The sequence below is a fragment of the Moritella sp. PE36 genome (genome assembly GCF_000170855.1).
Lineage (GTDB): Bacteria > Pseudomonadota > Gammaproteobacteria > Enterobacterales > Moritellaceae > Moritella.
The window spans coordinates 12,026-28,583 of the sequence record NZ_ABCQ01000057.1; the positions used below are offsets into that span (position 1 = coordinate 12,026).

A 16,558-nucleotide genomic window follows, 5' to 3' on the forward strand; every position below is an offset into this window, starting at 1 on the left:
GAACCGCGTATTTTAACTGAATGAGGTACAAGATGTAAGAAAAAAGATAAGTTAAATCGGGTGATGCGTGGTTATGCTCAGTTTATCAGCAACTTTATGTTTGAAGTTGGATTTATGCAAATTTAGTGAATATTCTTGCATATCTATAATAATCCCATACAATTCGCCAAATTATTTCATATTAACGAGAAGAAGTTTGGTTTGGGCGGTATTTTATATCGTAATCCGACTTGGTTTAGGAATTATTGATGGAAAACAAACTCGGATTAGGCATGTTAGTGGCATTGGTATTCAGTACCATGGTCGGTGCCGGAATATTTAGTCTACCGCAAAATGTGGCGGTATCCGCATCACCTGGCGCCATTACACTTGGTTGGTTGATTACCGGTTGCGGTATGTTAGCACTGGTGTCGGTATTACGTAATCTGGTTGTTCGCTACCCTAATTTGAATGGCGGTATTTTCTCGTATGCACAAGCGGGTTTTGGTAACTACATCGGTTTTATGTCTGCTTGGGGTTACTGGATCTGTAACTTATTAGCGAATGTATCCTATGCGGTGGTATTTTTCAGTGCCATTGGCTATTTTGTCGATACCCCTGAAAACCCAATAATGGGGCAGGGTAATACGCCGATTGCGATATTAGGTGGTTCGTTATTAATCTGGTTTATGCATGCGCTAGTATTACGTGGTGTGACTCGCGCGGCCTTGATTAATGTTTTTGCGACGATTGCCAAAATAATCCCTATTTTAACCTTCATTTGTTTGGTTATTATGGCATTTAAGCTAGATAAATTCACCCTTGATTTTTGGGGTGATAAAACACCGGAATTAGGCTCGGTATTAGAGCAAGTTAAAGCGACTATGATGGTGACATTATGGGTGTTCATTGGTATCGAAGGGGCGGTTATTTTATCTAACCGTGCGAAAGACAAACGTGATGTGGCGAAAGCAACCGGTATTGCGCTGTTCTCGGCATTAATACTCTACATCGCGGTGAGCTTGTTTACCTTAGGTGTGATGACGCAACCGGAAGTCGCCGCATTACAAAATCCATCAATGGCCCATATCTTAGAAGTGATTGTCGGACCTTGGGGCGCCATGCTGATCAATGCGGGTCTGATTATTTCAGTATCCGGTGCGTTATTAAGCTGGACCGTGGTCAGTGCCGAAGTTCCTTTCATTGCCGCGAAAGAAGGGTTGTTCCCGAAAGCATTTACCAAAGAAAACAACAACGGCGCTGCAACAACATCATTGTGGTTCTCATCTTGTTTGGTGCAGCTGTTTTTAATCTTAACCTTGTTACAAGAAAGCTCGTATTTAGCACTGGTCAACATTGCTACTTCGGCGGTGTTATTACCGTACTTCTTAGTCGGTGCTTACGGCGTAAAAGTAGCGCTAAGCGGTGAAGGTTATAGTGCCACTGAAAGTCGTAAGAAAGATCTTGTTATTGCATTAGTATCCTCATTTTATGGTGCTTGGCTTGTGTATGCGGCGGGGGTTGAATACATGCTGCTATGTGCATTGTTGTATTTACCGGGTGTGCTGGTTTACAAAAAAGCACTTAGCGAAAAACAGCAGGCATTTAGCAAGCGAGATTACGCTTACTCTCTGTTGTTACTCGCTGGCGCTGCGGGTGCTATTTACCTGTTATCAACGGGTGTACTGTCGCTTTCTTAGCGTATCAACCACAATCTTACTATTCTCTCATTTTAAATTGGATACTTTCTTAATTTAAATTTGATATAGTACGGCTTCAAATGTAAGTGTGTATTGTAAAAGGACTTATCGTGATGATTGTGGTTTTATATTTAGTTTTAGGTGCTGCGGCAGGATTGATCGCAGGACTGTTTGGTGTCGGTGGTGGTTTAATTATCGTGCCGGCATTAGTCTTCTCTTTTAGTTTACAAGACCTTTCTCCACTGGTACTGACGCAAGTAGCCATAGGTACATCGCTAGCAACCATTATTTTTACCTCTATGAGTTCGATAAAAACCCATCGCAGTAAAGGGGCCATTGATTGGTCTCTGGTTAAACGCCTGACGTTTGGTATTGTGATCGGTGCGGTACTAGGCAGTATTTTTGCTGATTATTTACCCGGTGAAACATTGCAAATGATCATTGGTATTTATGCATTAATCGTTGCAGTGCAAATGGGCCTTAATTTAAAACCAAAAGCCGAGCATGAGCTACCAACGGGCGCAGGCTTGAGTGTTGCAGGTGGTGTTATTGGTGCAATTTCAGCATTATTTGGTATTGGTGGAGGTTCGCTAACAGTGCCTTACTTATCTTGGTGTCGTGTGGAAATGCGTAATGCGGTTGCTACTTCTTCCGCTTGTGGGTTACCGATTGCGGTAGCTGGTATGTGCACTTATGTCATTACTGGCTGGAATAACCCTGAATTACCAGAATACAGCTTAGGTTATGTTTATTTACCGGCTTTCTTTGGCATCATAATTACCAGTACTGTGTTTGCGAAACAAGGGGCAAAATTAGCCCATTCGTTGCCAAGTCATATCCTAAAACGTTATTTTGCGTTGTTGCTACTGGGTGTTGGTTCGAAGTTTATTTTCTTCTAAAACGAACATTTTATTGATCTAGGCTATAGAACCTTCGAATACCTACTCATTTAGTATAGGGTTGTGAAATATCCTATGTAAATTATGTTAAATTCATCCCCTAAGTAGTAGTTTACTAAGGGGCCGCCTTGTTGATTCTAACAACTGCGATTAAAGCATTACAGCAACTGATTATTCATGCTCAGCCAGAGCAAACTCGTCTTTCGGTCGAGTTACAGCCCTTGCATTCCTCCGAACTGATTGAGTGGTTTGACGCTCAAGTTTTATTCCCTCAATTCTATTGGCAATCTCGAGACGGCGATGAAGAAGTCGTCGCGTTAGGCCAATGCTGTCATTTTAATAATATCACTGCAGCTAAAGGCCAGTTTTCTGAACCGCAGCGAATTTGGGGTGGGTGTGATTTTAGTCATCAAGAATATTATTTCTTACCGCAAATCGAACTAACGCGTAACAACAATAATTGGCAATTATCGGTGAACTTACCTGCTGAACTAGTGTTATTTAACGAAGATGCTGGAAGCAATAGTACCGCTCCAGCTTATGATAAAACGGTGTTACTGGAAAGTTTAGCGAATCTAATTGCGCCAGCACCGACACCAATCCCGTTATCTTACAAGATTGAAGCGCGCAGCCACTATCCTGAATTTAACCAATGGTCACATCTTGTCACTAAAGCATTAAGTGCAATTAAGCAGCAGCGATTTGCTAAAGTGGTGTTAGCACGACAAAGTATACTGACTTTAAACCGTCCCCTATCTGCGGCACAGTTTTTACAGAAAAGCCGCCAAGTCAATCAGCATTGTTTCCATTTCATTTTCGCGCTTAAGCCAAACGATTATTTTGTTGGCTCGACCCCAGAGCGATTATTTACCCGCACCCGCACCCAATTGCACACCGAGGCGTTGGCAGGCACGGCGGCACGCAGTGATGATGCACGAGAAGATCGCGCGTTAGCCAATTGGTTATTACATGACCCTAAGAATCGTTATGAAAACCGTTTGGTGGTGGATGATTTAATGTCGCGTTTGGGTACCCGTTGTGCTTCGTTACAAGTATCTATGCGACCAGAGTTAGTTAAATTGCGTAAAGTACAGCATTTAAAGCATCACATATCAGGTGAACTTGCTGCGGGTGTTGACGATGCTGAATTATTAGCTAGCTTACAACCAACGGCTGCGATCGCAGGATTACCACGCCAACCAGCATTAGATTTCATTGCCGAGAATGAACCATTTTCACGGGGTTGGTATAGCGGTGCGCTTGGTTATGTAGGCCAACAGAAAAGTGAGTTTTGTGTTGCGATCCGCAGTGCTCGAATATTAGAAAATGAATTACAACTGTTTGCGGGGGCAGGGATAGTGCCGGGGTCTGATCCAATGAGTGAGTGGCAAGAATTAGAGCGTAAAACCGCCACCTTATTAACCTTGCTTGAACCTGACAGTAATGAGCATAGTGATACGCACGATCATCATAAGCAGAAACATGTGCTTGCCAATCTATTTATCTCGGAGCAACAACGCGCATGATGACGAGTCAATCGCTTTTGGACATACAAGCGCCATTAAATCGCTTATGGGCGAGTTTAATTTTAGAAGAGCTGTGTCGGTTAGGTGTTCGCCATGTGTGTGTGGCACCAGGCTCGCGCTCTACGCCCCTGGTATTGGCGGCTGAAGCACATGATAGCTTAACCTTGCACAGTCATTTTGATGAACGTGGATTAGGTTTTTATGCGCTGGGGTTGGCTAAATCATTACCCGCGCCCATTGCTGTGATTGTTACCTCGGGAACCGCGGTAGCTAATTTATTACCTGCGGTAGTTGAAAGTGGCTTAACGAAGGAAAAGTTAGTGTTACTGACGGCAGACCGGCCGCTAGAACAAATTAATTGTGGCGCTAATCAAGCTATTCAACAAGCCGGGTTATTCTCAAGCCATGTTTGTCATCAACTGTTACTGCCTAGCCCAAGTTTAACCATCACGCCGCAATGGTTACTGAGCAACATAGATCAAAGCTTAGCGCTGCAGGAGCAGATCGGCGGAACGGTACATATTAATTGTCCTTACCCGGAACCTTTATATGGGGGCGAGGCTGAATTTAGTGATTACCTTATGGGTATAAATAGCTGGCAGGCTTCACTGCAACCCTATTCATCTATTTATACGTCGTACATTGATGATACTGATACTACTAATGACAAGCACGTAGATCTGTATGCCGATATGCCCGTCGTGAATAAAAAAGGCTTAATCGTGGTTGGCGCACTAACAATCGCGGATATGCAGGCGGTCAAGCAATGGGCGACTGTCTTAGGTTGGCCGATATTGGTTGATCCGCAATCGGGTGGGTGCAGTGCTTGGTCGCATTATGATCTTTGGTTACAAAACCAAGCATGTCACGATAAGTTAGCGGAAGCGGAAGTGTTAGTCCAGTTTGGTGCTCGCCTAGTGTCTAAGCGCTTGGGTCAGTTCATCGCCCAACATGACTGGCAAGATTACTGGTTAATAGCCGAACAAGCGGGGCAATTAGACCCTTATCATCACCGCTGTAAACAATTTATCAGTCCGATATCATCTTGGTTAGCGTTGTACGCAAGCGGTAAATTAAATAGCCAGTTAAGTCTGGATTTACCGTCGAATAGCAGTGTTTTTACCGACGTTAGCCAGTGTTACCGTGCTATTTACGGATATGAATGGGCTGAAATACTCACCTGTGCAAGCAGTAAAGTGCGGCAATTAGTCGAAATCAATTATATCGAGAATTTAACTGAGATAAGTTTTGCGGCTACGTTAGATACTTGTCTCACTATGCCGCCTTTAACCTCTGCAACGAGTTTATTTATTGGTAACAGCCTGACTGTCCGATTATTAGATATGTTTGCCCAACTTCCCAACGTTCCCGTGTTTAGTAATCGTGGCGCTTCGGGAATAGATGGTCTGCTGGCGACTGCAGCAGGAGTGCAACAAGGCCAACAACAAGCAATGCTCTGCCTGTTGGGCGATACGTCTTTGTTATACGACCTAAATTCGCTGGCTTTATTTGCCAATCCGACATTGCCAAGTGTGATCGTGGTAATGAACAATGACGGCGGCGCGATTTTTGATATGTTGCCTGTTGCGCAGCAGCAAAAAGAACAATTGTATCGTATGCCTCATGGATTTAGTTTTAAACATGCGGCGGCGATGTTTGATTTAGATTATATCCAACCTCTGACTTTGGCTGATGCGCTTTCGGCGATTGATCACGGCTTAAATCCGATGAGTGAAGTCACGGGTGAAATACGCACTTTACTGGTCGAGATCGTGACACCCGCAGGGGCCGCTGCCCAGCAACTCAAGCAATTGTTTAGCGAGGTTAAAAATGCGCAATTTATCTAACATTGTCATCACAACACCGACGCTATTACCGTTATATTCAGAATTGTTTGCACCCGTGAATAACCCGGTAAAAGGGGTTACAGCAAAGCCTAGTTTAGTGTTTTTACATGGTTTGTTGGGCTCAACGGCAGATTGGCAGCAGGTAGTTGCACACTTATCATCGGACTATCAGTGTATCTGTATTGATTTACCTGGGCATGCGGGTAGCCAAGCTGTGACTGTTAATGATTTTCAACATGTGCAGCAACTCATCATTGCGACGTTGGCACAGTACGAACTTGAGCATATTGTTTTTATTGGTTACTCGTTAGGGGCGCGTATTGCCATGACGATCGCCGACGAACCCGCCGTTAATTGGCCGTACACCATCGATGGCATGTTGTTAGAAAGCGGCAACCCGGGTTTAAACAGTAGCGCCGAGCAACTACAACGTGGATTACATGATTTAGGTTGGGTGACACGGTTTAGCGAATCACCATTATCTCAGGTATTACCGGATTGGTATCAGCAAGGGGTATTTGCATCATTAACCAATACGCAAAAAACAGCATTGATTGATACACGTAGCCAAATACAAGCAAACAACAATGGCTTTAATGCTGGCGTGCAGATAAGCAAAATGCTGGCTGCAACGTCACTCTCGAAACAAGGATTTTTGTTACCAAAATTACAACACGCCGAGTTTCCTGTGCGGATGGTATGTGGTGAATTAGACCCTAAGTTTTTACAGTTAACCCAAGCAAGTCAGCTGAATTATCGTGCTGTTGCTAACGCGGGGCATAACGTACATGCCGACCGACCGATTGTATTTATTGAGTTAGTCAGTGATTTTGTCAGTGAGATTGTGACCAATAAAGCGTTACGTAAGCACGCAGCTTAAGCCCGTTTAGATAGTTAGATTCATAGCTTCATCGATTAGCTATTAATATATATTAAAAAAATTAACAGATTAGGAACGATTATGACAAGAACAGTTGGTATTACCGAAGAAGAACTATACGCACAAATTGAATGGCAAGATTGCACCGACGAATACCAAGATATTCATTTTCATAAATCACCCGATGGTATTGCCAAAATTACCATTGCGCGTCCACAAGTACGTAATGCGTTTCGTCCACAGACAGTAAACGAAATGATGCAAGCGTTAGCAGATGCGCGTTATGACTCAAAAATAGGTGTGATCATCTTAACTGGACTTGGCGACCATGCATTCTGCTCGGGTGGTGACCAGAAAGTCCGTGGTGATTACGGCGGTTATAAAGACGACGAAGGTATGCACCACTTAAACGTATTAGATTTTCAACGCCAGATCCGAACTTGTCCGAAACCTGTGATTGCTGCAGTAGCGGGTTACGCTGTTGGTGGTGGTCATGTGCTACACATGATGTGTGATTTAACGATTGCTGCAGATAATGCACAATTTGGCCAAACTGGCCCTAAAGTCGGATCTTTTGATGGTGGTTGGGGCGCATCCTATATGGCGCGTATTGTTGGTCAGAAAAAAGCCCGTGAAATCTGGTTTTTATGTCGTTTTTATGACGCGCAAGAAGCCGCTGATATGGGCTTAGTAAATACCGTTGTTCCATTGGCTGAGCTAGAGCGTGAAACGGTACGTTGGTGTCGTGAAATATTACAGCACAGTCCTATGTCGTTACGTTGTTTAAAAGCAGCATTAAATGCAGACTGTGATGGTCAGGCTGGCTTACAAGAATTAGCGGGTAACGCTACTATGATGTTCTACATGACTGAAGAGGGGCAAGAAGGGCGTAATGCCTTTAATGAAAAACGTCGTCCTAATTTCGATAAATTCCCCCGTAACCCTTAATTAGCTGCGGAGCATTGTTAGTGCCACGTAAGGTTAAGCTGTACCATTATCAGTTACCTTTAGACTGCGCCATGATATTACGTGGCCAGTCGCTGACTGTGCGTGAAGGTTGGCTCATTGAGTTGCAAGAAAGTACTGAACAGCCTAACCGCAGTCAGCAGTATAAGCTGGGGCGTGGTGAAATTGCCCCTTTACCTGGATTTAGTAAAGAGACGGCAACACAAGCCAAGCTGCAACTGGAAAACGTAATTACGAGCTGGTTAGCACAAGGCATTGTGGATCTGAGTAGTTGTTATCCCTCAGTTGCGTTTGGCTTTAGTATGGCTCTTTTGGAATTGGAAAATGGACTACCGCAAACTATTCGTTGCAGCAACAATCATCATCACGCTAACAGTGCGCTATTATTGGCTGCTGATCATCGATTGATAAAAGCGAAACATGCGCAACTAGTTACCAGTGCGTTATGTAAGTTAAAAATCGCCACCCAACCAAGCGCTGAAGATGCTCGCCATGACGGTGACATTGCGCGGTACTTACTGCAGACATACTCACACTTACGCCTACGTCTAGATGCGAACCGACGCTGGTCATTAGCTGCCGCGCTGGCATTTGCCAATCAGCTCCCTGCTGAATATCGTCAACGAATCGATTTTATTGAAGAGCCTTGTCATACCCCGAGTGACTGTTTACAGTTTGCTCGACTAACCGGCATTGCTATTGCCTGGGATGAAAGCTTGCGCGAAACAGATAAAAACGCGCAAGAGCAGGGCGCATTACAGCTTATTTCCTCGTCAAATTCAGGTGTTAAAGGCATAGTCGTTAAAGCAATAGTCATTAAACCTATGCTGACCGGCACTGTTACCTATTGCGCCAAGTTAATTGAACTCGCGCATCAACAGGGATTAACAGCGGTGATCAGCTCAAGTCTTGAATCTAGTTTTGGATTATTGCAATTAGCGCGTTTGGCACAATTGTTAACCCCAGAGACAACACCAGGGTTAGATACGGTAAATGTATTTAAGCAGCAGCTCGCTGAACCTTGGCCAAATTGTACATTACCGTTAATACCCTTAACTCAGTTACCCGTGACTAACTATCAATAACAATAACAATGACAAAATATAAATGGAAATGAGCAAATATCATGAAAAATGACGTTGATTTTAGCGAATGGCCTTGGCAGCATTGGGCAGATCTAACCCCTGAAAAAGTGGCGTTAGTCTATGGTGAACAGCAATTTACGTGGCAGCAAGTTAATGGTTTAGTTAACGGTTATGCCAAACAGTTAAGTGGGCAAGGTGTACGGGAAGGGAATGTCATCGCCGCAGTAAGCACTAACAATTTAACTGTATTGTGGTTGTATTTGGCTGGATTACGACTGGGCGCGTGCTGTGTGGTATTAGACCCGAAGCAGAGTAGTGAGCAATTAAATGATAAACTTGAAACGTTAGCGGCAACGTATATTTGGCTATCTGATCCCGAATTGAATGTGTTAAACGACCTTCATTATGGTGGTGCTAAGCAGTTAGTGTTTACTTGCTTATCGGAATCTTACTTTGATAGCGCTGTTATAGATGTAGTTGTAGATGCTGAATGGCAAGCACAGCGGTTAGCCAGTATCGTGTTTACTTCTGGCTCAAGTGGCAAAGCCAAAGCCGTGGCGCACAGCGGTAACAACCATTTATATTCAGCTGCTGGATTATTACAATCGTTCTGTTATACCGCACAAGACAGTTGGTTATTATCCTTACCCTTATTTCATGTATCTGGACTGGCGATTGTTTGGCGTTGGTTATTTGCTGGTGGACAACTGGTACTGCCGTCTGCGGACAGTTTGGTTGCACAGTTATCACAAGTGACACATGCTTCTTTAGTGCCGACTCAACTGAAACGTTATCTTAACGAACTTGATATAGAGAAAGACACGATTAGCCTGAAACGTATCTTGTTAGGCGGTGCGGTGATCCCGGTGGTATTAACGGATAAAGCCAGGTCTTTAGGCATTGAATGTTGGTCCGGATACGGCATGACGGAAATGGCCTCTACTGTTACCGCTAAACGTGCGGATAGCAGCGCGGGTGTAGGCACTTTATTAGTACATCGCTCATTAACTATTTGCGGTAAGAACATTAAAGTACGCGGTGCTAGTTTGGGGATAGGCTATTACTATCGTGGTGTATTACGAAGTATGACTGACGATACCGGTTGGCTGGTCACGGGTGATCTCGGCAAGAAAACGCACGGTGATAAACTGGCTGATGAGCTCTTTATTTTAGGCCGCAGTGACAATATGTTTATTTCTGGTGGTGAAAATATTCACCCAGAACAAATTGAGCGCGTGTTACTTTCGCATTCGTCTATTAATCAAGCCTTGGTGTTCCCCTGCGAAGATGCAGAGTTTGGTCAGCGTCCAATCGCCGTGATAGACTCAACTGAACCGCTTTCCGTTAAAGATATGAATAAGTTCTTAAAAGGTAAGCTGATTAAATTTATGTGGCCAATGAATTATTATCCGTTACCGGATAGCGTAAATGTGAGCGGTATCAAATTAATGCGCGCGCCAATTCAACTTTGGATCGCAAGTTTATACAAATAGTTGAACTAAATGATAATTATTCTTGCTTGTCATAAATCTAACTTGGTGTTGGCTTTGTTTTCTTGTAGTATACATAATCTTCCTTATTCATCAGATGAATAGCGACATAGTAATAACGCTTTACAATGTCATATAGCACGGTGTAGTTAACAGAGATGTAGTATGCTAAATATTAATACTCAGGTTATTGAGATCCCGGAGCCTATGTTTCGTGGGTGGCAACAAACTGTAGAGTTGATCGCTGGCATTATGAATTTACCAGCAGCATTAATTATGCGTGTTCACCATAATGATGTGCGAATATTTTCGTCAAACGACACGGCTAGCGTGATTTCATCGTCGTTATTAGAATCAAAGCAACTGAGTTGTTATTGTGCACAGGTTATTTATAACCGAGCAGAGCTACTTATCGAAGACGCGTCACAAGATTTAACTTGGTCTTTTGATCCAAATGTTAACGCTGACATCATGGCGTATTACGGTTTACCGCTTACTTGGCCTGATGATCAAGCCTTTGGCACACTCTGTGTTTTAGATAGCCAAGCTCGCGAATTTACACCACATTGTAAATTACTGATCGCTCGTTTTCAGCAATCAATGAGCGCTGATCTCGCTATTCTCTACGAAAAAGCAGAATTACTGCACGCTAATCGTAAGTTACAGAGCTTACTTGCTAAAAAATCAATGGCACTGACCTTGTCTAATCAAGCGTTACTGCACGAGCAAGATAGCCGTTCGGCATTAGAATCAACACTTATTTATCAACAAGAATATGACGGGCTTACCGGCATCGCTAACCAACTGTCATTAGTCTCACAGATGGATGACATGCTGGAAAGTGTTGATGATGACAATGAACTGGCGGTGATTTACCTTGGTATTCGCAATTTCAAATCGATTAATAATAGTTATGGTTATGCGATAGGCGACAAAGTATTACTGGAAGTCAGTCAACGTATTCATCAACAGCTAACCACTGAATATTTAGTCGCGCGTTGCTGGGGTGATGCATTTGCTATTGTCGTTCGTGACGAAAATGTAGTTGAACAAGTCATTGATTTAATCTCGCGTTTATCACATGCGTTTGAATCGACGTTTATAATCGACGATTATACAATCACCACTCAGGTATGCTTTGGTATTGCCTTAGCTGATTCAGCCGAAGACCAAGGTATCGCGTTGGTCGAGAAAGCAGAAGCGGCGATGACTGCGAGTAAAGATAAAGGCTGCAATTATAACTTCTTTACTGAAGAATTGAGTGCCGTTATTGGTGAGCGCCACTATTTAGAATCGCACTTAGCAGACGCACTCGATAAGCACGAAATGTCGGTACATTACCAGCCAATAATATGTGTTAAAACTCAGCGAGTATTGGGCGCAGAAGCATTAATCCGTTGGAATAATCCAATATTGGGTGCGGTCGCGCCTGATCGGTTTATTAATTTAGCCGAGCAGAACGGTCAGATTTTAGCATTGGGCAATTTTGTATTACGTACGGCAATGGAACAGGCAAGACACTGGCGTAAGAGTTTTGGTAATGATTTCTCTATCGCTGTGAATATATCACCAGTACAGCTTCGGGATGACAATTTGGTGTCTCGTATCGCCCAGCTATTGGCTTATTATCAGTTACCTGGCAGTGCGTTAGAACTTGAGATCACCGAAGGTGTGTTACTCCAAGACGAGAAAAAGGTCGCCAAGTCTCTTGATGGTCTGCAAAAACTCGGCGTTAGTATCTCGTTGGATGACTTTGGTACAGGTTATTCGTCATTAAGTTATTTGCAGAAATATTCGTTTGATACCCTGAAGATAGATCGCAGCTTCATTATGAATTTAATGGAATGTGATCAAGATAAAGAATTAGCGCGTGCGATCATTGCAATGGCGAAGAAGCTTAATTTGCAAGTTGTTGCCGAAGGTGTAGAAACGCCAGAGCAACATCAGTTTATTGTCGAAGAAGGTTGTGATTTTGGTCAGGGTTATTTGTATGGTAAACCAGTACCTGCAACTATGTTTACCGCTCAGTACCTTAGCCGACTAGTTATTTAACTGCGTTGGAATCGATCGACTTGGTTGGATAATGTGCAAACGACATTTATAGTGAATAAAACTGCTATAAACGGTTGCAAAGAATCGGTGAATAGTTAATAATTCACTCGTTGTCAAGCACAACACGTTTGATGGGTGCCTTATGGGTCCCTCCGCATTGATACTCTGTGAACTCGGCCAGGCCCGGAAGGGAGCAACCGCAGCAGAGAACTCAAGTGCCGGAGTGAGGCTTGTAGGGTATCCTTCAAAAGTGTTGTGCTTTTCTTCGTTTGAAGCATAAGTTGTCCTTTCTGAATATATACCTGTCAAATTTGATCCATAAGCTGTCTTGAACTAACCTTTGTAGTAATGTAACTACAATTGGTGTTGTTTATGTATACGCGTAAAAAACGTAAATCCAGTCCAATAATGAGTCGCTATAAATTTGTGAGTCAAAAAATGGACGTGACATATCTCGTCGATGAAAAACATGAATTTGATTTTTGCTTTATCTTGGAATACACAGACGATGTGAAATCTTTCCAAGTTCAGCAAGAAGAATATTACTATGACTTCAATGGACGCTCTTGCCGTTATACTCCTGACTTTTTAATCCAATATCAAAATGGAATTGAACCATTTATTGAAATTAAGCCTCGCTCTTATATAAATGATCCTGAATTTCGGGAACGGTTCACTTTGAAGAAAGAACGGGCTGCTGAAATGGGTAGGCCACTAATCTTGATCACTAATAAGCAGATACAAAAAGGCTATCGCTTAAATAATTATAAATTAATACACCGCTGTTCTCCTTTGCAAAGTCTTTCTGATATTCATCTAGCTATTCTTGATTGTTTACATAAGCAACCTCTACCTATTACACAACTTCATCAAATGCTTTGTCATGATTTAACAGAGTTAATTGCAGCTGTAACGTTATTGCTATTTAAAAATAAATTACAAGCAGACTTAATTAATTATCCTTTAGATGAAAAGCTAGTCGTAGGGCTTTATAATGGATTAAGGTATAACGATCTCTTTCATGATGAATTTGAAGACGAAATTGAACCTAAAAAGATTATTGATAATGCATTAGACTACCGAGATTTAGATTCCTTTCCTGATAAGGTTCAGCAAGACGCACTATTTAAAAAGACATATATCGATGCTATTTATAAGCATTTAAAAGGAAGTAAGTGGGTCGATAGTACGGTTTCACCTTTGATTGAGGAAGTATCTTCAAAATATGGTATCAAAAAAGTCAGTGTAAGAAGCTTAAGACGGTGGAAGAATGCTTATGAAGATGCTGATAAATCAATAATCGCATTGATCCCAAAACATCACCTTAAAGGTAACTCAACACCAAAAGTCGATGAGCGAAACGAGCAATTTATCAGTAATGCAATAAAGCGTTATTTAGTTAAAGAACGACCATCAATCGCAGATGCTTATGAAATATACGAAGATGCTGTAGTTATTTATAATGATGATAATACTGAATCAATTAAAATAATGTCTTACCGTGCATTTTACAATCGTATCCATGCTATTCCACAGTATGAACGGACATTAGCTCGTTATGGTAGAAAAAGAGCTGAACGAGAATACCGTACTGTATATAGCCATAAACGAGTTTCGCGAGTGATGCAAAAAGTCGAAATAGATCATACACCACTTGATATCATTTTATTAGATGATGAGTTGGATATTGCTTTAGGTAGGGCTTATTTGACATTGTTAATTGATAAATATAGTAAATGTATTGTTGGTTTTTACATAACATTTAAAGAACCGAGCTATTTATCTGTTAAAACTGCTATTTTAAATACATTGAAAAATAAAGGTGACGTTTTAAAAAGGTTTCCTGAAATAAAAAATGATTGGCCTTGTTATGGCAAGATGGAAAGTTTAGTGGTTGATAATGGTGCTGAGTTTTGGAGTGATAGTTTAGATCAGGCCTGCCATGAGTTAAATATACAAATTGATTATAATCCTCCGGGGAAACCGTGGTTGAAACCCTTTGTTGAACGTGTATTTGGTACCATCACGCGTAAGTTTATCGGTCGTTTTCCAGGGAAAACATTTTCAAATATAGCTGAAAAAGATAATTACAATCCAGTAAAAGATGCAGTGATACATTTTAGTGTTTTCAACGAATTATTTCATGAATGGGTTGTTGATGTTTATAACCAAGATAAAGATGCGAGGAGTACCAATATACCAATATTGTCATGGAATAATGCAATTAAGAAAATGAAGCCTATTACCTTTACTGATGATGAATTGGCTATAGCTGCTATAATCTTAGGTAAATCAGATCAGTGCACCTTACGTGAGGCTGGTATTCATATACATTCACTCCGTTATGATTCAGATGAATTAAGTAAATACAGAAGGGAATATACAACACACCGAGATCCTAAGGTGATTGTAAAAACAGACCTCAATGATATTTCTTCTGTCCATGTATATCTGCCTAAGTTAAAACGCTATTTAAAAGTGCCATGTATTGATCCTGAAGAGTATACAAAAGGTCTATCTTTGCATCATCACCAGGTAGCGAGAACAATGCATAAGAACTTTATTAACAGTAAAGTAGATAAGGTTGAACTGGCTAAAACTAGAGTGTATATAAATCAACGTGTTGATGATGAGATAGATAAAATAGACGCAATGAATAAGCTAAATAAAAAACCAAATAAAAAACAATCAAAAAAGATACCTGGCGCCTCTGCAATGGCTAAGCATAAAAATGTAAATAGTGAAAACGTGGGTACGATTAAGGCTAATAGTATTTCACAACCAGTAAAACCGAAACTTGACCCTAAAAATTCAAAAAATCAATTTGATGATTGGGATGAAGAAGTACCTGATTTATAGGGGGAGTTAGCATGACTGATACCAATTCAATAACCATTAAGCTTGAAACTTTCAAGCAATCTTATGTTGACCGTGATATCTGGTCTCAATGTATCGCTACATTTAAGCTACTGAGGGAGAATAAAAAACTAGGTGGTGAACAACTCTGTATGTTGATTACTGGTGATACTGGCGTAGGTAAAACATCATTGCTTAAACATTATGAATTAATGGTGGCTAATGAATTAAATAATCCCAAGGACATCCCAGCTGTTTTAATATCAAGAATTCCAGCAAATCCTAATATTGAAACAACAGTATTGGAACTACTCAAAGATCTGGGAGATTTTGGCACTGCTTATCGACTTAAAGACAAAAAAGCACTTAATTTAATTGAAGCACTGATTAAATTACTTATAAAAAAGAAAACTGAACTGATAATTATTGATGAGTTTCAAGAATTAATTGAAAATGCATCAGTAAGTAATCAGGCTGAAATTGGAAATAGACTAAAACAAATTAGTGAATCATCTGGTGTGCCAATTGCCCTTATCGGAATGCCATGGGCAGCAAGGATTGCTGAAGATCCACAATGGGCCTCTCGGCTCATGTTTCGTAAACAACTTGATTACTTTAAAATAATAGATAAAGAAAAAAGAAGTGAATATATCAACTTTTTAGTGAGTTTAAGCAGAGAACTACCTTTTGAAAGGAAAACAAACTTAGGTGTTAAAGAGTATGCTTTTCCTTTATTTTCGGCTACCTGTGGTGAGCCTCGTAAATTAAAAAATTTGATATTATTTGCCACTAAAATCGCATTAGAAAACGGTGACTTACAGCTAACAAAGGCACATTTAAGTCAGTTTTATCGTTCACTTTATCAAAATGAAACGAATCCTTTTGAGCTTGAACTTAATGATATTGAGATCTCGGAAGTATCAGAATATTCAAAACATAACCGGCATGTAAAAGATGCCTCAGAAGCCATAACCCCTACAAAATTTACTGATAAATTAACAATCAGTCAAATATTGAAAAAATAACCCATAAACTAAATATACCTTAGTATACTTACATGCTATATACTAAGAAAATCTTAGCTATAATGTATTAGCAAGATTGGACATAATGGAAAACCCATTAGCACTTAGATTAAAGACAGCCCGTAAATCAGCAGGTATTACACAGCAAAATTTAGGCATCCGCCTTGGTATGGAACCTAACACGGCAAGCGCACGTATGAATCAATATGAAAAAGGGAAGCATACCCCTGATTATCAGACTATGCAGCGTATT

The 16,558-nt window shown here is 41.1% G+C and carries 12 protein-coding genes and 1 other RNA gene; all 13 read left to right on the forward strand.

Translation table 11 applies throughout. From position 1 onward, the window contains the following. Positions 1–248 precede the first annotated feature (248 nt). Positions 249–1,679 carry a basic amino acid/polyamine antiporter gene (locus PE36_RS20200; RefSeq protein WP_006033947.1) on the forward strand — a complete coding sequence of 477 codons (1,431 nt, stop codon included), beginning with the start codon at positions 249–251 and terminating at the stop codon, positions 1,677–1,679. 113 nt (positions 1,680–1,792) lie between these two features. Next, a complete protein-coding gene (locus PE36_RS20205; protein WP_006033948.1) occupies positions 1,793–2,578 on the forward strand; it encodes a sulfite exporter TauE/SafE family protein in 786 nt (261 codons plus the stop codon). Positions 2,579–2,706: 128 nt separating this feature from the next. After that, positions 2,707–4,104 (forward strand): isochorismate synthase MenF, encoded by a 1,398-nt coding sequence (locus PE36_RS20210; protein ID WP_043994909.1) that lies wholly within the window; start codon positions 2,707–2,709, stop codon positions 4,102–4,104. Then, complete coding sequence (gene menD, locus PE36_RS20215) at positions 4,101–5,951, forward strand: 2-succinyl-5-enolpyruvyl-6-hydroxy-3-cyclohexene-1-carboxylic-acid synthase (protein WP_006033950.1); 1,851 nt, start codon at positions 4,101–4,103, stop codon at positions 5,949–5,951. The genes PE36_RS20210 and menD overlap by 4 nt, the downstream gene beginning before the upstream one ends. After that, positions 5,935–6,831 (forward strand): 2-succinyl-6-hydroxy-2,4-cyclohexadiene-1-carboxylate synthase, encoded by an 897-nt coding sequence (menH, locus tag PE36_RS20220; RefSeq protein WP_006033951.1) that lies wholly within the window; start codon positions 5,935–5,937, stop codon positions 6,829–6,831. Before menD ends, menH begins: the two co-directional genes overlap by 17 nt. 81 nt (positions 6,832–6,912) lie before the next feature. Further along, on the forward strand, positions 6,913–7,779 hold the full coding sequence (gene menB, locus PE36_RS20225; protein WP_006033952.1) for a 1,4-dihydroxy-2-naphthoyl-CoA synthase: 867 nt from the start codon (positions 6,913–6,915) through the stop codon (positions 7,777–7,779). Positions 7,780–7,799: 20 nt separating this feature from the next. Beyond that, on the forward strand, positions 7,800–8,882 hold the full coding sequence (menC, locus tag PE36_RS20230; protein WP_006033953.1) for an o-succinylbenzoate synthase: 1,083 nt from the start codon (positions 7,800–7,802) through the stop codon (positions 8,880–8,882). A gap of 41 nt (positions 8,883–8,923) precedes the next feature. Further along, complete coding sequence (gene menE / locus PE36_RS20235) at positions 8,924–10,375, forward strand: o-succinylbenzoate--CoA ligase (RefSeq protein ID WP_006033954.1); 1,452 nt, start codon at positions 8,924–8,926, stop codon at positions 10,373–10,375. 162 nt (positions 10,376–10,537) lie between these two features. Next, positions 10,538–12,424, forward strand: a complete 1,887-nt coding sequence (locus tag PE36_RS20240) for a GGDEF and EAL domain-containing protein (protein WP_006033955.1) — start codon at positions 10,538–10,540, stop codon at positions 12,422–12,424. A 141-nt stretch (positions 12,425–12,565) separates the two neighbouring features. Beyond that, positions 12,566–12,662: signal recognition particle sRNA small type (ffs, locus tag PE36_RS24190), an RNA gene on the forward strand. A 134-nt stretch (positions 12,663–12,796) separates the two neighbouring features. Further along, on the forward strand, positions 12,797–15,283 hold the full coding sequence (locus tag PE36_RS20245) for a TnsA endonuclease N-terminal domain-containing protein (protein WP_006033956.1): 2,487 nt from the start codon (positions 12,797–12,799) through the stop codon (positions 15,281–15,283). 11 nt (positions 15,284–15,294) lie between these two features. Continuing rightward, positions 15,295–16,305 (forward strand): TniB family NTP-binding protein, encoded by a 1,011-nt coding sequence (locus PE36_RS20250; protein ID WP_006033957.1) that lies wholly within the window; start codon positions 15,295–15,297, stop codon positions 16,303–16,305. A gap of 85 nt (positions 16,306–16,390) precedes the next feature. Beyond that, positions 16,391–16,558, forward strand: a 168-nt coding sequence (locus PE36_RS20255) for a helix-turn-helix transcriptional regulator (protein WP_006033958.1), incomplete at its 3' end; no start/stop codon positions are given.